17 protein-coding genes and 1 riboswitch are annotated in these 20,007 nt (G+C 60.6%); of the genes, 11 read left to right on the top strand and 6 right to left on the bottom strand.

What is annotated here, in order from left to right; all coding sequences use genetic code 11:
- Window positions 1-171: 171 nt before the first annotated feature.
- A riboswitch (TPP riboswitch) is annotated at window positions 172-276 on the top strand.
- Between the two features lie 218 nt (window positions 277-494).
- From HCK86_RS02730 to HCK86_RS02720, 3 genes are all read left to right on the top strand, one after another.
- Window positions 495-1,253: an ABC transporter permease gene (locus HCK86_RS02730; RefSeq protein WP_176082916.1), complete on the top strand. Its 759-nt coding sequence runs from the start codon at window positions 495-497 to the stop codon at window positions 1,251-1,253.
- Window positions 1,254-1,295: 42 nt separating this feature from the next.
- The gene (locus tag HCK86_RS02725; protein ID WP_176082915.1) at window positions 1,296-2,234 is read left to right on the top strand and encodes an ABC transporter substrate-binding protein; all 939 of its coding nucleotides are present in this window, start codon (window positions 1,296-1,298) and stop codon (window positions 2,232-2,234) included.
- A gap of 187 nt (window positions 2,235-2,421) precedes the next feature.
- Entirely contained in the window at window positions 2,422-2,625 is a 204-nt protein-coding gene (locus HCK86_RS02720) for a hypothetical protein (RefSeq protein ID WP_176082914.1), read from the top strand.
- A 77-nt stretch (window positions 2,626-2,702) separates the two neighbouring features.
- Here HCK86_RS02720 and HCK86_RS02715 read toward each other — a convergent pair whose 3' ends face one another.
- Window positions 2,703-4,076 (bottom strand): aspartate aminotransferase family protein, encoded by a 1,374-nt coding sequence (locus HCK86_RS02715; protein WP_176082913.1) that lies wholly within the window; start codon window positions 4,074-4,076, stop codon window positions 2,703-2,705.
- Between the two features lie 213 nt (window positions 4,077-4,289).
- Here HCK86_RS02715 and HCK86_RS02710 point away from each other — a divergent pair, with 213 nt between their 5' ends.
- From HCK86_RS02710 to HCK86_RS02700, 3 genes are read left to right on the top strand one after another with little or no spacing between them, the layout of a single operon-like run.
- Window positions 4,290-5,474: a M24 family metallopeptidase gene (locus HCK86_RS02710; protein WP_176082912.1), complete on the top strand. Its 1,185-nt coding sequence runs from the start codon at window positions 4,290-4,292 to the stop codon at window positions 5,472-5,474.
- A 3-nt stretch (window positions 5,475-5,477) separates the two neighbouring features.
- Window positions 5,478-6,644 carry an acetylornithine deacetylase gene (gene argE, locus HCK86_RS02705; RefSeq protein WP_176082911.1) on the top strand — a complete coding sequence of 389 codons (1,167 nt, stop codon included), beginning with the start codon at window positions 5,478-5,480 and terminating at the stop codon, window positions 6,642-6,644.
- On the top strand, window positions 6,629-7,300 hold the full coding sequence (locus HCK86_RS02700) for a GntR family transcriptional regulator (RefSeq protein WP_176082910.1): 672 nt from the start codon (window positions 6,629-6,631) through the stop codon (window positions 7,298-7,300). The genes argE and HCK86_RS02700 overlap by 16 nt, the downstream gene beginning before the upstream one ends.
- Window positions 7,301-7,326: 26 nt before the next feature.
- Here HCK86_RS02700 and HCK86_RS02695 read toward each other — a convergent pair whose 3' ends face one another.
- On the bottom strand, window positions 7,327-8,655 hold the full coding sequence (locus HCK86_RS02695) for a hypothetical protein (RefSeq protein WP_176082909.1): 1,329 nt from the start codon (window positions 8,653-8,655) through the stop codon (window positions 7,327-7,329).
- A gap of 321 nt (window positions 8,656-8,976) precedes the next feature.
- Here HCK86_RS02695 and HCK86_RS02690 point away from each other — a divergent pair, with 321 nt between their 5' ends.
- Window positions 8,977-10,332, top strand: a complete 1,356-nt coding sequence (locus tag HCK86_RS02690; protein WP_176082908.1) for a CoA transferase — start codon at window positions 8,977-8,979, stop codon at window positions 10,330-10,332.
- 173 nt (window positions 10,333-10,505) lie between these two features.
- The gene (locus tag HCK86_RS02685) at window positions 10,506-11,726 is read left to right on the top strand and encodes a GTP-binding protein (protein ID WP_176082907.1); all 1,221 of its coding nucleotides are present in this window, start codon (window positions 10,506-10,508) and stop codon (window positions 11,724-11,726) included.
- Between the two features lie 16 nt (window positions 11,727-11,742).
- On the opposite strand, the gene HCK86_RS02680 is transcribed toward HCK86_RS02685, so the two are convergent.
- From HCK86_RS02680 to HCK86_RS02670, 3 genes are read right to left on the bottom strand one after another with little or no spacing between them, the layout of a single operon-like run.
- Window positions 11,743-13,032: a TRAP transporter large permease gene (locus HCK86_RS02680; protein WP_176082906.1), complete on the bottom strand. Its 1,290-nt coding sequence runs from the start codon at window positions 13,030-13,032 to the stop codon at window positions 11,743-11,745.
- Window positions 13,029-13,541 (bottom strand): TRAP transporter small permease, encoded by a 513-nt coding sequence (locus HCK86_RS02675; protein WP_176082905.1) that lies wholly within the window; start codon window positions 13,539-13,541, stop codon window positions 13,029-13,031. The genes HCK86_RS02680 and HCK86_RS02675 overlap by 4 nt, the downstream gene beginning before the upstream one ends.
- Entirely contained in the window at window positions 13,538-14,554 is a 1,017-nt protein-coding gene (locus HCK86_RS02670; protein ID WP_176082904.1) for a TRAP transporter substrate-binding protein, read from the bottom strand. The genes HCK86_RS02675 and HCK86_RS02670 overlap by 4 nt, the downstream gene beginning before the upstream one ends.
- Window positions 14,555-14,625: 71 nt before the next feature.
- Between HCK86_RS02670 and HCK86_RS02665 the strand changes: the two genes are divergently transcribed.
- The 3 genes from HCK86_RS02665 to HCK86_RS02655 all read left to right on the top strand — a co-directional run bounded on the left by HCK86_RS02665 (window position 14,626) and on the right by HCK86_RS02655 (window position 18,461).
- Window positions 14,626-14,838 carry a hypothetical protein gene (locus HCK86_RS02665; protein WP_176082903.1) on the top strand — a complete coding sequence of 71 codons (213 nt, stop codon included), beginning with the start codon at window positions 14,626-14,628 and terminating at the stop codon, window positions 14,836-14,838.
- A gap of 441 nt (window positions 14,839-15,279) precedes the next feature.
- A complete protein-coding gene (locus tag HCK86_RS02660) occupies window positions 15,280-17,724 on the top strand; it encodes a glycosyl hydrolase family 65 protein (RefSeq protein ID WP_176082902.1) in 2,445 nt (814 codons plus the stop codon).
- Window positions 17,725-17,942: 218 nt separating this feature from the next.
- Window positions 17,943-18,461: a hypothetical protein gene (locus tag HCK86_RS02655; protein WP_176082901.1), complete on the top strand. Its 519-nt coding sequence runs from the start codon at window positions 17,943-17,945 to the stop codon at window positions 18,459-18,461.
- Window positions 18,462-18,536: 75 nt separating this feature from the next.
- On the opposite strand, the gene HCK86_RS02650 is transcribed toward HCK86_RS02655, so the two are convergent.
- On the bottom strand, window positions 18,537-19,910 hold the full coding sequence (locus tag HCK86_RS02650; protein ID WP_176082900.1) for a GH1 family beta-glucosidase: 1,374 nt from the start codon (window positions 19,908-19,910) through the stop codon (window positions 18,537-18,539).
- Between the last annotated feature and the right edge of the window lie 97 nt (window positions 19,911-20,007).

Below are 20,007 nucleotides of genomic sequence, written 5' to 3'. Positions count from 1 at the left end.
CGCCAATTCTTAGAATGCTTTGTAGCTTGTAATATCTTGGACTTGATTGGACACAATTATTCCGTTCAACACCGCTTTCGCTTGGTGGAATCCGCCGGCCTGTCTGTCACCCGGCCCCTTGTGTGATTCGCCTGCCTGCCCTTGACCGGGCGGACTGAACTGGGCATAGATGGGCCATCCGAGGGGTGTGTCCTTTGAGGCGCTGAGATGGCCATGAGCCGAACCCTTGAACCTGATCCGGGTCATGCCGGCGTAGGAACGGAGTTTCATCTTGGCCATTGCCATCAGAAAATCTGGCTCATTTTGCGCGTCGGCTCAACCGTCAGGCGCATCGCCCGGGCACGGCTCATTGCCGGCTCATCAGGGCGGTGTTCCTTCAACATCTGCCGCGCGCTGCATCGCTGCCGCAATATCGCCTTCCCGCCTGGCCGGAGACCGCTTCCGTCAGCAGGTGCGATATTGCCAGCGCCCGGTTGTCATGCCGGGGAGAAGACGTGTTCAAATCCACGCTTGAGACATTTTATCTCGGCCTTCGCGCCGCCATTCTGGTGCTTCTTGTCTGGCAGCTGGCGATCTTCTTTCTGGTCCCGCCGCCCTATATCCTGCCGGCACCGCTTGCCGTGACGGGCAAGCTTTTGAGTGCCCATCAGACGCTTGCCGCCGCCGCGCTGATCACCCTGCGCGAAATCCTCGCCGGCTTTGCTGCTGGTGTCGGCTTCGGCGCGGCGACCGCACTCATGGTTGCTGCCTGGCCGCGGTTCGGACGGCTGGTCTGGCCGGTCTTTGTCGTGCTGCAATCCTTCCCCGTCTTCGTTATTGCGCCGATGCTGGTGCTCTGGTTCGGCTTCGGCCTTTCGTCAAAAGTGGTGATGACGGCGATCATCGTCTTTTTCCCGGTCGCGTCGTCCTTTGCCGACGGGCTGATGCGCACGGATATCAACGTCATCCGGGCGGCGCGGCTGGATGGTGCGGAAGGGCTTGATCTTCTGTTTTTCATCCGCCTGCCGCTTGCCGTGCCCGCTCTCTTTTCCGGTCTCAGGATTGCCGCACCGCTGGCGCCGCTCGGCGCGGTGGTCGGCGAATGGGTGGGGGCGGCCGGCGGGCTCGGTTTCGTCATGGTGCAGGCCAATGCCCGCATGCAAACGGACATGGTGTTTGCGGCGATGGTCATCCTGGCGGCTGAGGCCGTTCTGTTTCGCAAGGCGGTGGATCTTGCCGCCCCCCTTTTCACACGCTGGGCAGCAACCGCCTGAAGCTTGACGGTTCTTCCGGCACTCACTCTGGAGACTTCTCGAATGTTGCGTAAATTCATCCTCGCTGCCGCCCTGAGCCTTACCCTTCCGGGGCTGGCTTCCGCCAATGACAAGCTGACCGTGATGCTGGAATGGTTCGTCAATCCGGATCATGCGCCGATGGTCGTGGCGCAAAGTCTTGGCCTGTTTGAAAAAGACGGGCTTGACGTCACGCTGGTGCCGCCATCCGATCCATCCATGGTGCCGCGCATGGTGGCCTCGGGCAAGGCCGATATCGGCATCCATTATCAGCCGAACCTCTATCTCGATCATGATGCCGGCGTTGATATCGTCCGCTTCGGCACGCTGGTTTCGACACCGCTCAACACGCTGATGACCCTTGCTGACGGGCCGGTGAAGACGCTTGCCGATCTGAAGGGCAGGAAGGTCGGCTTTTCCGTTGCCGGCATTGAGGATGCACTGATTGCCACGATGCTGAAGGATGCCGGACTGACCCGCGATGATATCACGCTGGTCAATGTCAATTTCGCCCTGACCCAGTCGCTGATGTCCGGTCAGGTCGATGCCACGATCGGCGCATTCCGGAATTTCGAACTGACCCAGATGAAGCTGGACGGCGCCGAGGGCAAGGCCTTCTATCCGGAGGAAAACGGTGTTCCTGCCTATGACGAGCTGATCTATGTGACACGCCGGGACATGCTTTCCGATGACCGGCTGCCGCGCTTTCTCGATGCCGTCGAGCAGGCGACGATCTACATCACCAATCACCCGGATGCCGCCTGGCAGCTGTTTGCCAAAGCCTATCCGGATCTCGATGACGATCTCAACCATCAGGCCTTCATCGACAGCGTTGCTCGTTTTGCCAAACGGCCGGCGGCGCTGGATACGGGACGCTACCAGCGGTTCGGCGCATTCATGGTGGAAAATGGCCTGATCAAGGCGGCGCCTGCCGTCAGCGACATCGCCGTCGAACTGCCCTGAGAATTCTGCAAAAAAACTGAACCTGTCATAATGCAAGGTTTCAAAATTGCCACAAAAGCCAGTTAGGAAGATCGCAACGGATGTCCTTTAGGATGTCCTTCGGTTCTTCGCATCCTTCTTCGGAGGCGAGCCTCCGGTTCGAAGACCGGTCTCATTAACCCAGCATGTGGCAAAGGGAGATCGGGTAATGAAAATGGCAGGCCTTGCGCTTGTGGTCGTCGGCCTTGCGGCCTGGACCATCAATGTCTGCTTCTTTGGTTATGTCGATACGGTCGATCTGCTTCAGAACAGCATGTTCATTCCGGTCAGCCGTCTCGCGATCCTCATCGGGCTAGGGCTCCTGGCCCTTCATGCAGCAGTGCAGTTGCTGCGGCGGGTGATCAATCATTGAGGCGAAATGATGTGAAGGCCGGACGGTGCTCGCCGTCCGGCCTTTTTGCTGCCTGTCCCGCCGGAGCTCTTCCCCGCTTACGATCCGAGAACCGAGATCACCGCCTGTCTGGTCGCGTCGACGATCTGGTCGGCTTCCTCACGTGTCAGGCAAAGCGGCGGGGCGTAGCCAAGAATATCGCCTTCAGGCATGGCGCGGGCAATGACGCCCTTTGACAGCAGCGCTGCGGCCAGCTTGTAGCCGATCTTCTCGTCGGCATCGAAGAAGGTGCGATTGCCACGGTCCTTCACGCATTCCACGGCAAGCAGCATGCCTTCTCCGCGAATATCGCCGACATGGGGATGATCGCCCAGCGCATCGCCCATGGCGGCACGGAAATAGGCGCCGGTCTCGCGGGCATTGTCGACAAGGCCAAGTTCGTCGATCAGCTCAAGATTGGCGACACCGGCTGCCGCGCCGATCGGGTGGGCGGAATAGGTCCAGCCATGGCCGATCGGACCGTTTTCGTCGGTGCCCTTTTCCAGAACCTCCCAGACCATGTCGGAAACGATCGTGCCGGACAGTGGCGCATAGGCTGACGTCAGTCCCTTGGCGATGGTGATCAGATCGGGTTTGAGGCCGTAATGATCGGAGCCGAACATGGTGCCGAGCCGGCCGAAGCCGGTGACCACCTCATCGGCGATCAGCATGATATCGTGTTTCTGCAGCACGGCTGAAATGGCTTTCCAGTAGCCCTGAGGCGGCGGCACGATGCCGCCGGTGCCAAGCACCGGTTCGCCGATGAAGGCGGCGATTGTGTCGGCACCCTCCCGGGCGATCAGCGCTTCCAGCTCGGCGACGCAATGGGCAACGAAATCCGCCTCGCTCATAGAAAGGTCGGTACGGCGGAAGAAATAGGGCGCTTCCGTGTGGAATACCCGATCGAGCGGCAGGTCGAACTTGCGCTGGAAACCCGGCAGACCGGTGAGCGAGCCGGTCATCAGCCCGGAACCGTGATAGCCGCGGCGGCGCGAAATGATCTTCTTCTTCTCCGGCCGTCCGAGGATGTTGTTATAATACCAGACCAGCTTGATGTTGGTCTCATTGGCATCCGAGCCGGACAGGCCGAAATAGACCTTGGACATGTGCGACGGTGCCCGCTCCATCACCATCTTGGCCAGCGTGATCGAGGCTTCGGTGCCGTGGCCGGCATAGGCGTGGTAATAGGCGAGCGATTTCGCCTGGTCCGCGATAGCGTCGATGATCTTCGCGCGGCCGTAGCCGACATTGACGCAATAGAGGCCGCCAAAGGCATCGAGCAGGCGGTTACCATCGCGATCCTCGATAAAGACCCCCTTGCCGCCGGTGACGATCCGGCTTTGGCTCTCGCCGCGCGCATGCTGGGCGAGATGGGTCGAGGGATGGAAGAAGTTTTCGCGGTCAAACCGGTCGAGCTGGTCATTGGTCAGCATCGCTGCGGCTCCTCTCTTCGTGGCGGCCCGGCAGGCCTTTTCGCTTTCGCCTTCAGGCCGCTTGACGGTTGGCACAATTGGCTCCTATGTTGTGTACAACAACAGCATGAAGGCGCGGAAAGTCAACCCTGAAAGCGTTTTTCGGAACTTTGAAGCCCATTTTGATCGTGTTTTTGGAAAAATCCAGCTATGTCGTGCACAACAGGAGTCGGCATGTCTACAGTCAGGCTGCCCTTTTCGGGTGAGGAATATAGGCGGCGCCTGCTGCTCGTCAGGGCAGCCATGGCACGCGAGGGGATTGACTGTCTTTTCGTCACCGCGCCGACGGCGATGAACTGGCTGACCGGCTATGACGGCTGGTCCTTCTATGTCGATCAGGGCGTAATCATCACCGGCGAGGGCGCGCCCTACTGGTGGGGCCGGCTGATGGATGTGAACGGTGCCAAGCGCACCACGACATTGCCCGAGGATCATCTGCTTTACTATCCTGACCGCTACATCCAGGCGACCGACTGTCATCCGATGGATGATCTGGCCGGGCAGCTGGCGGGGCTTGGCTTCGAGAAGGCGCGGATCGGGGTCGAGACCGGCAATTACTATTATACCGCCAAGGGGCATCTGGCGCTGATGGCAGGGTTGCCGCTGGCCGATTTTGTCGATGCCTCAAGCCTCGTCAACTGGCAGCGTCTGGTGAAGTCGGCGGAAGAAATCGGCTTCATGCGCAAGGCGGCGTCGATCTCCGAAGCGGTGATTGCCCGCGCGATCGAGATCGCCGAACCCGGCATGGCCAAGAACCATCTCGTCGCGGAATTGCAGAAGACGGCGACAACCGGTGTCGGCGATGCCTGGGGTGACTATCCGGCAATCGTGCCGCTCTTGCCGTCAGGCGCGGATGCCTCGGCGCCGCATCTGACCTGGAATGGCGATGTGCTGAAACCGGGTGAGGCGACCTTCATCGAGCAGGCCGGATGCTTTCGCCGTTACCACGCTCCGCTTTGCCGCACGCTCTATTTCGGCAAGCCACCGCAATTCATGCGCGATGCGGCAGACGCGCTTGCCGAAGGCCTTGCCGCCGGCATCGAAGCGGCGCGTCCCGGCAACCGGGCGGGCGACGTGGCGCTGGCGCTGGAAAAGGTGCTGTGGAAGATCGGCATCGAGCGGCCGCATCGCGCCGGCTATGCGGTTGGCCTTGCCTATCCGCCGGACTGGGGCGAACACACCGTATCGATCCGCTCCAGTGACGAGACGCTGCTGGAGCCGGGCATGACCTTCCATTTCATGCCCGGATTGTGGATGGAGGACTGGGGCATGGAGACGACCGAAACCATTCTGATCCGCGAGGATGGCCCGGCAGAAGCACTGGCAAACGTGCCGCGCCAGCTTTTCGTCAAGGACTAGCCGATGGAGGGGGCGCTTTCCCGCTGCCGGTCGATCCTTGCCGACCTCGTCGCCTTTCCGACCGTCTCTTCCGACAGCAATCTTCCGGCGATCGCCTATATCGCTGAAAGGCTTGCCGACCAGGGTGCCCGCATCGAGATCATGACCGATCCAAGCGGGCAGAAGGCCAATCTGTTCGCAACGCTCGGGCCGGAGCGGGATGGCGGGCTGATGCTGGCCGGCCATACCGATGTCGTGCCGGTGAGCGACCAGAACTGGAGCAGCGATCCCTTCACGCTTTCAGAGCGGCAGGGAAAGCTGTTCGGGCGCGGCACCTGTGACATGAAGGGTTTCATCGCCGCCTGTCTCGCCCGGCTTGATCTCCTGGCGGCGATGGCGACAGAGCGGCCGATCCATTTTGCCTTTACCCATGATGAGGAGGTGGGTTGCCTCGGGGCGCGATCGCTGGTCAAGGAGCTTGGCAAACGGGCGATCCGCCCGGCTCTTGCCATTGTCGGCGAGCCGACCGGAATGCAGGTGATCGAGGGGCACAAGGGATGCTGCGAATATACCGTGACCTTTACCGGCACGTCGGGCCATTCCTCGCGGCCGGAGCTCGGCGTCAACGCGATTGAATATGCCGCCCGCTATATCGCAAGACTGATCGAGCTTCGCACCCGGCTGATCGATCGCGTGCCGGAAGGATCGCGCTTCCTGCCACCGTTTTCGACACTGAATATCGGCGGTATTGAAGGCGGGCTGTCGCATAATGTGATTGCGCCGCGCGCCGTGTTGAAATGGGAGATGCGCCCGGTGATTGCCGAGGACATGGCGCTGGTCAAGAACGACATTTCCGACTATTGCCAGCATCGGCTCTTGCCGATGATGCAGGCGGTGGCGAAGGAGAGCGCCATTGCGACGGCGGTGATCGGCGAGGCGGCGGCCCTTTTGCCGAAGCGTGAGAATGCAGCGCGTGACCTTGCCTTTGCCATGACCGGCGAGGCGGAAGCATCGCTGGTCTCCTTCGGCACCGAGGCCGGGTTCTATCAGGAGATCGGCATGGACGCGGTGGTCTGCGGTCCGGGGTCGATCAGCGAGGCGCATCAGCCGGACGAGTTCATCACGCTTGACCAGCTGAGCCGCTGCCTCACCATGTTCGAAAGGCTGGGTGGCATATGGACAAATCAGTGACGGGGGAGCACGCCCTTTCCGGGCGTGACCGCTTCGAGCAGATCCATGATGCGCTGCGCGAACGGATATTGATGCTTGATTACCCGCCCGGCATGCGGCTTTCCGAGGCTGAACTGGCGGAGGAATTCGGCGTGTCGCGCACGCCGCTGCGCCGGGCGCTGGCACGGCTTGAAGATGACGGGCTGCTGCGCTCGGTTCATGGGGTCGGCACTTTCGTCACCGATGTCGATATGGACGAGCTCGATCAGGTCTATCAGCTGCGCACCGAACTGATCATTCTGATCGGCAGGCTGGATCCGGTGGCGATCACGCCATCGGTGATCGCAGATTTTGCCGATCTTCATCATCGCGCCGAAGCGCTGAAGCATGATCCGTCTCCCCGCGCCTTTGCGGCACTCGACCGCGATATGTTTCTGGCGCTGACGGCGCTCTCGCTGAACCGGCCGCTGAAGGATATCAGCGAGCAGCTCTATTTCCGCACGGCGCGGATCTGGCTGCAGGCGGTCACCGCCGACCGGATCGACCTGAGAAGCGAAATCGAGATCTATGCCGGCGAGACGGCGGATATTCTCGCCGCGCTTGAGGCCGGCGATCTCATGTCTGTCTGCCATCTGCGCCGCGCCCATATCGCGCTCTCCATCGCGCGGATGCGCTGAAGCATCGTGCCCACCGCCAGAACGCTCTACGCGCTGCCCTGATTGTTGTCATCTCGGTCAGATCGAACAGCGACTTCGGCTGACCGTAGTATGCCGGGTTTCCGCAAGGCCTCTTTGAAATCATTCAATTTCTGATTGTAAATACGATGTCGCCGCGGTGTGATCTGAATCTCGCCTCTGGCCGTTCGCCAGAGCAGGACATGGTCAGGAATATCTTCTGGCCGGTGCCCCGTCACGCCGCGAAGGTTCAGGTGGAGTTCCGCCATCAGCGTATCAACAACGGCGCTTTGTCCGTGCGCGTTCAATAGATCAATGTGGCATTTGGCCTCCTCGATCGTCAATGGTGAGGTGGGCCCGTTCGAAAGAACGCGCCCGGCGAGCGGCACGTCCGTTTCGATTTCGGGAGCCATCTTGCTGAAGTGCCTGAACATTTCAAGTAATGGGCCTTGCTGTGCCGCATTGCGTACGTGATGGTTGATGAGCTCCAATGTCGTAAACATCAAAGTGGCGCGCAGCGGCTGTTTCAGTTGCGAAATGGCCCTTAAGAAGGCGTCAGTCTGTCGCCGTGTCCGTACATCCGGTGTGCTTCCAGCCGGGTTGAGCCGGCTTTTGTCATCGTCTGGCAAACTGCTCTCATAGGACGGATCGAGTATTATCCTTCCCATCATCTTCAAGGCCTTCCACTGCTCTTCCGGCGTCAGCAGGCTTGTCACCTTGTCGACGACATCGGTCACCAGGTCTTCCTGTCCGACGGCACAGGCGTCCTGAAACAACGGCATCAGGACGTTGGTCAGAAACGGGTACCGCTCTTCCGGCTTAAGTGCCTCAAGGCTATCAAGCCCTGCCCTGAAAGCGGTGTTCACGGCCTTGGCGAAATTTTCAACAGCCTCAAAGGAAAAATCGCCGCCGCCGCACCGGACTTCTTCCCATAAGGCCTCGAAACGAAGTTGGCGATATGGAAGGAAAAGTGCTTCAAGAAGAGGGCCGGCATCATCCGCAGCGGCAATTCTGGCAACAAGATCCGGAAACGCATTGAAATCAATCCCGCTACCGGCCGGTGCCGACGCCGTAGGCGAACTGCCAGCCACTGCCGGCAGCGAAGAGCTGGTTGCGGCCTCTGCTTTCGCCGCATCGTGATCGCGCAAACCGTCTGACAATGAGCGCGCCGGCATCCTGGCCAGAGCACTGATGCTCGCGGCATGCCGGAACGTTTCGGCAGAGCGGTCGTCGGCTCTGCCCGAAGTTTCCGTCCGTGCGCCAAGCGAGAGACTTCGTCTGCCTGCCTGCCGCACAGTGTCCTGCAAGGGTCTTTCCCTGAAAATCGGAAAGCTCTGGGTACCGAGGTCTACTTTCATGCTCCACTCCCTGGTCTTTCGCCGGAGCGATGTCCTTTGTCCTATGCCAGTGAAGCTAAATGAGGTCGCGGCAAAGAAAACTTCACTTTTTCATATAGATGCTGTTGCCGTCTTCGCTGGTGGTCCGGGGCAAGCCAGCCACACTGACCTTGCCGGCGAAATCGACATCCAAAGCCGTGCGGCCGGTGTTGCGAAGCTGCCTGCCATCCTCGCCGCGTCCCTATCGTGCTGTCCATCGCTCCGATGCGCTGATCGGCAACGGCGTTGATTAGCCTTGCCGAAGCTGCGAGGATCCGATTCCTATCGGGCGGGGAGAGCGAGATGACGGGGAGCGCTGCAGCTTTTTTTCGGGCTGAGATCGAACAGGCGCTCGGCATTCCCGACCTGCCGCTGCCGGCTGTTCACGAAAGCGGGCATTTCGGGCTTTCATCTGTTTTCCACGTTTCAGAGCTGGCACTGGCGACCATGGCTGCTGCGCTGCGCGAGCTTGCCGTCCTGATCGGCCATGATGTGATCACACTGGACCGGCGCCGGGTGGAGTTTTGGTGCGGCATGACCGTGACGCCCGAGGGCTGGACGCTGCCTGAGGCCTGGGATCCTGTTGCCGGCAATTATCGCACCAAGGACGGCTGGATCCGGCTGCACACAAATGTGCCGGCGCATCGTCAGGCGACGCTTGGTGTTCTCGGCGTCGAGGCGAGACGCTCTGCGGTGGAAAGTGCTGTTGCCGGATGGGAGGGCGATGCGCTTGCCGAAGCTGTCACGGCGGCCGGTGGCGTGGCGGCGGCGATGACCGGGCTTGCGAGCTGGTCGGCTCACCCGCAGGGGCAGGCGGTGGCAGGCGAACCGCTGATCTGCTGGGATCATTGCGACGCGGCGGAGGAGCCGCCGCTGCCTGCCTTTGCGGGTGATCTTGCCGGACTGAAGGTGCTGGATCTGACCCGCGTGCTGGCGGGGCCGGTTGCAACGCGTTTTCTTGCAGGCTTCGGTGCATCGGTGCTGAGGATCGATCCGCCCGATTGGCGGGAAGACGGTCTTGAGGCCGAGGTGACACTCGGCAAGGCCTGCGCCGGGCTGGACCTGAAGCGCTCAGAAGACCGGCGCATATTTGAACGTCTGCTCAGTGAGGCGCATGTGCTGGTGCATGGCTACCGGCCGGGCGCGCTGGACCGGCTGGGCTATGATGCAGAGCGGCGCCGGGCGCTCAATCCCGGCCTCATCGATGTGTCGCTCTCGGCCTATGGCTGGACCGGGCCATGGCGGGAAAGGCGCGGTTTTGACAGCGTGCTGCAACTGGCAACGGGGCTGGCCGAAGAGGGCATGCGGCTGAGCCATGCGGACAAGCCGGTAGCGCTGCCGGTGCAGGTGCTGGATCACGGCACGGGCTATCTGATGGCCGCCGCGGTGTTGCGCGGGCTGGCGCTGAAACGGGCGGATGGCAAAGGCCGCCGCGCCCGGCTGTCGCTGGCGCGCACGGCGCATCTGCTGGCTTCGGCCGGACGCTCTCCGCCGCTCCCTGGAAAGGCCGGGGATGACGGCGTGGCGATGCAGGCCGAAGAGACGTTCTGGGGACCTGCCCGCCGGGTGGTCTTTCCGGCAAGCCTCGATGGGCGGGGGCCAGAGTTTTCCCGGCGCGCCGGCCCGTTCCGCGCTGCACCGGCAGCATGGCCTGTCTGATGCGGTCACTGTCTCACGATCGCGACTCCCGCCTTGCGCACGCACATGGCAAACAAGGGTCTTGACCACGGGCGGTTCTGTTCGCTAAACGTAATGTTATAACGTTTTATATAGCGCGACTGGCAGTGTCGTCGCGCTTTCGACCGTTGCGACATTCATCAGAAGAGGCTGCCATGTTGCAGAACAAAAAGGATAACCGCCTGCCCGTCACCGTGCTGTCAGGCTTTCTCGGTGCGGGCAAGACGACCCTGCTCAATCACATTCTCAACAATCGCGAAGGGCGGCGGGTGGCTGTCATCGTCAATGATATGAGCGAAGTGAACATCGATGCCGATCTGGTGCGCCAGGGCGGTGCAGACCTGTCGCGCACCGAGGAAACCATGGTCGAAATGACCAATGGCTGCATCTGCTGCACGCTGCGTGACGACCTCTTGAGCGAGGTCCGGCGGCTGTCGGAAGAAAACCGCTTCGACTATCTGCTGATCGAAGGTACCGGCATTGCCGAGCCGCTGCCGGTTGCCGCCACCTTTTCCTTCCGCGACGAGATGGGGCGGAGCCTTTCAGATCTCGCCCGGCTCGACACCATGGTGACGGTGGTGGACGCGGTGAACCTGCTGCGCGAATATGGCGGTCATGAATTCCTGAGCGATCGCGGCGAGGTGGCGGGCTCAGGTGATGACCGCACGCTGGTCGACCTTCATGTCGAGCAGATCGAATTTGCCGATGTCGTCGTCGTCAACAAGATCTCTGATGTGACGCCGCAGGAACGCGAAAACGTCGTCAAGGTGGTGCGGGCGCTGAACGCCGATGCGAAGATCATCGAGACGGATTTCTCTGAAGTTGCGCTGGAAGAATTGCTCGACACCGGGCTTTTCAGCGAAGACAAGGCGAGCCAGCATCCGCTCTGGGCCAAGGAGCTTTACGGTTTTGCCGATCACGTGCCGGAGACGGAGGAATACGGCATTTCCAGCTTCGTCTATCGCGCTCGCGCGCCGTTTCACCCGGAAAAATTCGACCGCTTTACCAAGACCAGCTTTACCGGACTGATCCGCGCCAAGGGGCATTTCTGGCTGGCAACGCGCCCGGATTTCGCCGGCGAGTTCTCGCTGGCCGGTGCGATTGTCCGCTCCGGCCCGCTCGGGCGCTGGTGGGCAGCTGTGCCGGAAAGCCGTTGGCCCGACAATCCGGAACTGCGCGGCATGATCGAGGATTGCTGGCACGAGGCCTATGGCGACCGGCGTCAGGAGATCGTTTTCATCGGCACGGGCATGGATCAGGCGGCGATCCGGCAGGCGCTGGACGATTGCCTCATCGACACGGGCACCGGCTTCAACGAGCGCGACTATGAAGGATTGACCGATCCTTTCCCGTCCTGGGTCAGGCGCGCGGCCTGACCCGTAAAGTCGCGGATCACATCATCGACGGGATCAACAGCACGATGCCGGGAATGGCGATCAGAAGCGCGATGCGCAGCAGATCCATGGCGACAAAGGGCAGAAGGCCGGCAAAGATCGTCCTCAGACTGACGTCGCGCACCACGGTGTTGAGCACGAAGGCGTTCATGCCGACCGGCGGCGTGATGTAGCTGACCTCGGTGATCACGACCACGAAAATGCCGAACCAGATCAGATCGAAACCCTGCGCGGCGACGATCGGATAGAAGATCGGCACGGTGAGCGTGATCATCGACAGGCCTTCCAGCACACAGCCGAGCAGCAGATAGATCACCAGAATGGCAAGGATGGTCGGCAGCGGCCCGTCACCGAAAATGCCGAGGGCGGACTGGATGTCATTGGTCATGCCCGACAGATTGACATAATTGGTGAAGGTCATGGCGCCGAACAGGATGAAGAACATCATCGCCGAGGTTTTGGCGGTGCCATAGAGAATGTCGCCAAGCGAGGCCAGCGTCAGCTTGCGGCTCGCCAGTGCCAGAATGAAGGCGCCGAAGGCACCCATGCCGGCACTTTCCGTCGGCGTGAACACACCGAGATAGATGCCGCCCATGACGAAGACGAAGAGTGCGATGGCGCCGGCCGTGCCCTTCAGTGCCAGAAGCCGCTCCTTCAGCGGCAGGCGTTCCTCGCGCGGCAGGTCCTTTGCCGTGAAGCGGACCGAGATCATCACGGCGATGGCGTAGAACAGAATGCCGATCACGCCGGGCAGGATCCCGGCAATGAACAGTTTGCCGATATTCTGCTGGGTCATGATGCCGTAGAAAACCAGGATGACCGAGGGCGGGATCAGGATGCCCAGCGTGCCGCCGGCGGCAATCGAGGCGGTGGCAAGGCTGTCGGGATAGCCGAAGCGGCGCATCGAGGGCAGGGCGATCTTCGACATGGTGGCCGCCGTTGCCAGTGACGAGCCGCAGACGGAGGAAAAGCCGCCGCAGGCGACAACCGTTGCCAGCGCCAGGCCGCCGCGCCGGTGGCGCAGCCAGGCATGGGCGGAATTGTAGAGATCGCGGGCGATGCCGGATTGGACGACGAAATTGCCCATCAGCAGGAACAGCGGCATCACCGTCAGCGTGTAGGAGCGGCCATTGTCGAAAAAGGTCGAGCCAAGCAGGGCGAAGGAGGGTTTGAAGCCGATGATGGAGGCCGTGCCGACGACGCCGATCAGCGTCAGGGCAAAGGCGATGGGCACGCCGCTCAGCAAAAGCACGAGCAGCACGGCAATACCGACGGGCCATTCGATCATGGCTTGCGCCTCCTGAGTGCGGCAAGCGCGATGACAAGGGTGATCGCGGACGAAACTCCGGTCATGACGGCGCAGAACCAGATGAAGGGGGCGACACGGATGCGCAGGCTGTTGGTGACGAGATAGCTTGCCACCTGATCGCCATAGGCAAAGAGCCGCCAGCAGACGACGCCAAGCACGATCGCCGAGATGATGCCGGTCAGAAAGACGCGCGGCTCCTCGATGCGGGCGGGCAGCGCCTTCGTCACCAGATCGACGGTAACATGACCGCCGTCGAGACAGACAGCCGGCAGGCCGAGAAAGACGATCGAGACCAGCAGCAGTTCGGACAGTTCCGACGCCCCGGTGATCGGTGCGTTGAAGATATAGCGGCCGATGACATCACTGACGGTGAGCATCATCAGCACCATCAGCAGGATGCCGGCGACAAGACTGAGGACAATACGAATGCCGCGCACCAGAGGATGCGCGGCCCTGTCATGCAAACTATAAGATTCGGTATCGCTCATTGAGCCTGCAGTTCTTCCAGATTCTTCTTCATCATCTGGACCGCCTCGGCCGAGGAGATGCCGGTCTCGTCAATTTCAGCGAGCTTGGCATCGACGACGGGCTGCACCATGGTGGTGATTTCGGCGACCTGTTCCGGCGTTGCATCATGGATGGTGACCTTGCCCTCCATGGCGGCGCGGCCTTCGGCATCCACCTTGTCCCAGGCCTGGCCGGCAAGCCGTGCGAGCGCCTCGCCCGAAACACTGTCGATTGCCGCCTGGTCTTCCGGCGACAGGCTTTCCCACTTGGCCTTGTTCATGACGATGAAGAAGGAGGTGTTGTAAAGACCGCCCGGCACCACCAGCGCCTGGCTGACAAGATCGGTCAGGCCGAAGAAGTTGACCGATTCAAACGGGAACATGATGCCATCGGCAACGCCCTGAGACATCAGCTCATAGGTCTGCGAGGACGGGCCCTCGACCGGCACGGCGCCGAGTGCGGTGGCGATTTCATGGACAATGCCGCCGCCGACGCGGATCTTCGCGCCCTTCAGCGTATCGAGGCTGGAGAGATCGCCCTTGGTCATGAAGGTCTGGCCGGGGCCATGGGTGAAGACGGCGAGAACATGAACGTCGTCATATTCATGCGCATTCTGCAGCAGGTCGTTCCAGGTGCGCCAGTAGGCGACTGAGTTCGCTTCGGCCGTATCGCCCCAGAAGGGCAGCTCCGCCAGATTGGTGGTCTTGAAACGGCCGGGCGTATAGCCCTGCACGCCGAAGGAAATATCGGCAACGCCGTTGACGGCAAGGTCGTATTGCGCCGGTGGCGGGCCAAGCGGGGCCGGCAGAATGTTGGCGGTGACGCGGCCATCAGTCGCCTCGGCGATTTCCTTGGCATAGGGCACCATCACATCGGCAACCAGCGCATGGGTCGGCGGCAGCCAGTTGGCGATCGTCAGCACTTCTGCGCTGAAGGCCTGTCCGGCCAGCATCGTTCCCGTCAGAAAAGTTGCGATCTTCAACGTGGTCTTCATATGGAGACGTCCCCTCGTCATTGTCTGTCCTGAAAAAGGTCAAGGCTTGAAATTGGAAGTGAAGCTGGACCATGGCGGCGCGACTTGTCAATCGGGAAAGCAGGGCAAGGCCCTGTCCGTCAGCGCTTTCCGGCAATGGGGCGTGGCTTTTGCAACAGCGTCTTCGGGTTGCCGCAGCCTTTCCGGCGTTTCCGGTTTCCGAAGCGCCGGCCCGCCTCGGCCGGCTGCAGATGCGCAAGCCTCACCTCGGTGTTGCCGGAGCGGATGCGCATCGCAGCCGGTGACGTACGGCTGCAGGATGAGCATCAAGCCGCATTTTCTGTAACGTTACAGGTATCATTCTCAAACCGCTTTGAAAAAAATGAGCATGTGAAGGTTGCGCATGCGTGAATATTTAAGTGAATAAAAACAATAATATGTATCTCCAAAATTTGCGATGCGCAAAATTGAGAATTCAGTTTGACACGCAGAAGGCGACTAAATCTAAAACGTTTCACTTTTGGTGGCTGCGATTTTGTGGTAACAGGCCTTTCAGGAGGACGCGAGCCGGCCTGCCCATCAAAGCCGGGTCTGAGCCATGTGCCGATCGGGCGCATGTCCGGGCCATGTTTCCGTGCCAAACCGGACGCCAGGAGGTGCCCGTTTGCCTGGGATCTGCTCTTGGGAAGAGGCTGTCGCGCTGCCGCAGGATTTGAAGAGACAGGCACGCTGAACAGGATTGCATCATGAAATACGGTTATTTCGACGACACGGCCCGCGAATATGTGATCACCCGGCCGGATACGCCCTATCCCTGGGTCAACTATATCGGTTGCGAAGGCTATTTCGGCATTCTCTCGGCCACGGGGGGCGGCTATTCCTATTACCGTGATGCCAGGCTCCGCCGCCTCACCCGCGGGCGCTACAACAATGTGCCGCTCGATATGTCAGGCCGCTATGTCTATGTCCGTGACAATGAGACGGCCGACTTCTGGTCGCCTTCGTGGATGCCGACCCAGTCGGAGGTCGAGGATTACAGCTGCCGTCATGGCATGGGCTACTCGACGATCGGCTCCAAGCGCAATGGCATCCGCGTTTCCAACCGCTATTTCGTGCCGCTTGGCGAGACGCTGGAAATCTGGCAGCTGACCGTCACCAACGAACGGCTGGTGCCAGCCGATGTCTCGCTGTTCTCTTCGGTGGAATTCTGCCTCTGGGATGCGCTGGACGACATGACCAATTTCCAGCGCAATCTTTCCACCGGGCAGGTCGAGGTGGAAGACGAGGTCATCTATCACAAGACCGAATATCGCGAGCGCCGCAATCACTTTGCCTATTTTGCCTGCTCCGAGACGCTTGCAGGCTTTGATACGAGCCGCGAGGATTTTCTCGGTCCGTGGCGTGGCTGGGACAGGCCGGTCGCCGTTGCCGAAGGCCGGTCACGCGATTCAGTGGCCCATGGCTGGTCACCGATGGGATCACATCATGTGAAGATGGTGCTGGCTCCCGGCGAAACCCGCCAGGTGATCTTCGTGCTCGGCTATCATGAAAATGACAAGGCCGAGAAATTCGACCCGCCGGGCTCGCAGCGCCTCAACAAGAAAACCGTGGCGCCGGTGATCGAGAAATATCGTCAGATCGAAAATGTCGAGGCGGCCTTCACGGCGCTGAAGCGGCATTGGGACGATCTGCTCGGCGTCTATCAGGTGACGTCGCCCGATATCCATGCCGACCGCATGGTCAATATCTGGAACGCCTATCAGTGCATGGCGACCTTCAACATGTCGCGCTCGGCCTCATCCTTTGAAAGCGGGATCGGCCGTGGTCTGGGCTTCCGCGACAGCAATCAGGATCTGCTCGGCTTCGTCCATATGGTGCCGGCCCGTGCGCGCGAACGCATTCTCGATATCGCCGCGACCCAGCTATCCTCCGGCGGCGCCTATCACCAGTATCAGCCGCTGACCAAGAAGGGCAATAATGACATTGGCGGTGACTTCAACGACGATCCGCACTGGCTGATCATCGGTGTTGCTGCCTATCTGAAGGAAACCGGCGACTTTTCCATTCTTGAAGAGCCGGTGGTGTTCGACAATCAGCCCGGCACGGAAGAGCCGCTTTACGCCCATCTGACCCGCGCCATGCAATATGCACTCGACAGGATCGGTCCGCATGGCCTGCCGCTGATCGGCCGCGCCGACTGGAATGACTGCCTCAATCTCAACTGCTTTTCCGACACGCCCGGTGAGAGCTTCCAGACCACCACCAGCAAGGATGGCAAGGTTGCCGAAAGTGTCTTCATTGCCGGTCTGATGGTGCTCTCCGCACGTGAACTTTCCGACATCGCCCGCGAGACTGGCAAGGCTGATGATGCGGACCTTTATGCCAAGGTGGCCGCCGACATGGATGGGACGATCCGCGCCCATGGCTGGGATGGTGAGTGGTTCGTGCGCGCCTATGATGACTTCGGCCGCAAGATTGGTTCGAAGGAGAATGAGGAAGGCAAGATCTTCATCGAAAGCCAGGGCTTCTGCGTTCTGGCTGGCGTTGGCGTTGATGACGGCAAGGCGCGCAAGGCGCTCGATTCCGTTGCCAAGCATCTGGCGACCCCGCATGGCATTGTCGTGCTGCAGCCCGCTTACACCAAATACTACATCGAATATGGCGAGATCTCGACCTATCCGCCGGGTTACAAGGAGAATGCCGGCATCTTCTGCCACAACAATCCCTGGGTCATGATTGCCGAAACCGTGCTCGGCAATGGTGATGCGGCCTTCGACTATTATAACCGCATCAACCCGTCGGCGCGCGAGGCGATTTCCGATACGCACCGGCTGGAGCCCTATGTCTATGCCCAGATGATTGCCGGACGTGATGCCACCCGCCACGGTGAGGCGAAGAACTCCTGGCTGACGGGCACCGCCGCCTGGAATTACTATGCCATCACCCAGTTCATTTTCGGCATTCGCCCGGAATATGAGGGGCTGCGGGTTGCGCCGGTGATCCCGGAGCGCTGGAGCGGTTTCTCCGTCAGCCGTACATGGCGTGGCGTGACCTACGATATCACCGTAACCCGCAAGGGGCCCGGCAATGCGGTTTCGCTCGTTGTTGATGGCCATGCGATAGCGGGTGATCTTGTCTCACCGCCTGCCGCAGGCATTCATGCCGTCAAGGTCGAGGCTGTCATCGGCTGATCGGTTCCCGGAAGACATTCTCTTTCGATCGCGGATGCCCCCGTCGCATGTCAGGTTGCGGCGGAGGCATTTGCTTTTCAGACGCGCAGGCGCAGGCGCCATCTTGTCATGAATGTTAGTCTCAAAGCTCATTTAAATATCTTATTTTATTAAAATATTAGTAAAATGATATGTCGTCCTTTTCAGGAGTACAAGCCTTGCCATTCGGACATGATAGTGTGAACGCCACCCTGGAATATTTCCGGCGCGCCGAGATCGGCCGCTTTTATCCTGCTTCGGAAAGCATTGTCGATTGGAACAGCATGGCCTATGCGGTGGCCGAGGCAGAAGCGCGCGCGAGCCAGGCGTCGACCGACGAGGAGCGCGCCTATTATCGGGAGCGCAGCGAAGTCTTTGGTTTTGCGCTCGAGTGCTACTCCAATTTCGATGCGGTGGATGCCCTCAATATCTGGCCGAAGGATATTTTGCGCAGACGGCCTGCGGCAAAGGCGGCCGAGACGCCGGTTGACGGGGCGGAGCACGGCGTCTGTTCACGTGAAACATGTCAGTCAACGCAGCCATCGGCAAGGCTGGCAGATCCGGTACACGGTTCTGCCAGCGTTTCTGGCGTGGCACGGGGACAGGACACCAGAAAACGGCCGGCTGATCTGTCCGGCAAGGCGCTGGGACCCAGGCCGAAATCAAGGCCTGCACCGATGCTGAGCCTGGTGCCGGTCCAGCGGCGCAGATCGATCTGACCTGTTGATATCGGCGTTTTCCCATGTCTTTCCATCCGCCCCGCGCTTGGCGCCGGGCGGATCATGCACAAAGGCTCAGGCGGCCTTGATGTTTTCCTTGCGGAATTGCGATGCAAGCGCCGAATACCATTTGCCGGAATTCTTGACCGTGCGTTCCTGCGTCTCGTAATCGACGAAAACGATGCCAAAGCGCATTTTGTAGCCTTCGGCCCATTCGAGATTGTCCATCAGGCTCCAGGCGAAATAGCCCTTCAGCGGAATGCCCTCATCGATAAGGTCGGCCACCACCGAAATATGGTCAGCGAAATATTCCGTACGCGGCAGGTCGTCGACAACGCCGTCAACCGGTTCCATATTGTAGCAGGAACCGTTTTCGGTGATGTAGACCTCGGGAAGGTCGTAGCGCGCATAGAGCGTTCTGGTCAGGTCGCCGAGCGCCGGGGCGAAGACCTCCCAGCCGATATCGGTGAAGACCTGATTGACGGCGGGCATCTTCTTCACAGCCGGAAACTCAGCGCCTTCGCGCGGGTCATCGGCGACGCGTTCCGGCGTGTAATAGTTCAGGCCCCACCAGTCGAGCTTCTGTGAAATCAGCGCCAGATCGTCGTTCTCGATTGTCGGCATGCGATGGCCGAGTGCGGCCATGAACGCGTCCGGATATTCGCCCTTGAAGATCGGATCGAAGAAGGCGCCATTGTTGAACTGGAAGGCGCGCTCCCAGGCTGCCTGATCCGCAGCACTGTCGGAGGCAGCGACAACGGCGGTGGCATTGCAGACGATGCCGGCTTTGACATCGGGCGCTTCGCTGCGGATCGCCTCGACGCCGAGGCCATGGGCGAGATTGACCGTGTGGAGGGCGGCAAGCGCTGCATCCATATTGGCCTCACCCGGCGCATGAATGCCGTAAAGATGGCTGAGCCAGACCACGCACCAGGGCTCGTTGAAGGTGGCGGCCGTATCGATGCGGTCGCCAAGGCGCTTCATCACGGTCTGGACGTAGCGCTGATAGGCATAGGCGGTCGAGCGGGCCGTCCAGCCGCCGTCACCGGCAAGCGTCAGCGGCAGGTCCCAGTGATAGAGCGTGGCAAAGGTCTTCAGCCCGCGCGCCTTGCAGCCATCCAGCAGCCGGTCATAGAAATCCAGCCCGGCCTCGTTCACCGGTCCGCGGCCATCGGGAATGATGCGCGGCCAGGCAATGGAAAAGCGGTAGGCCTCCATGCCAAGATCGCGGATCATGTCGAGATCCTCTTCCAGGCGGTGGTAATGATCGCAGGCGACATCGCCGTTATGGCGGCCATAGACCCGGCCTGGCATGTTGCAGAATGCATCCCAGATGGATGGTTTGCGGCCATCCTCGCGCGCGGCACCCTCGATCTGGTAGGAGGCGGTGGCGACCCCGAAGAGGAAGTCGTCCGGGAAACGTCCGGCAAGGATCTTGGGATCAATCATTCTCAGCTATCCTTCTTGTCGTCCCGGCTGTGCTGAACCTTGAAGCCGGGTCTTGTCTCTGGCTTTCGGGGGAATGTGGAGCGCAAAGGCCACGCGA

Origin of the sequence: Martelella sp. HB161492 (assembly GCF_013184775.1) — a bacterium.
GTDB lineage: Bacteria > Pseudomonadota > Alphaproteobacteria > Rhizobiales > Rhizobiaceae > Martelella.
Note: the sequence above shows the minus strand (reverse complement) of the source record. Positions and strands in the feature narration are given on the sequence as shown.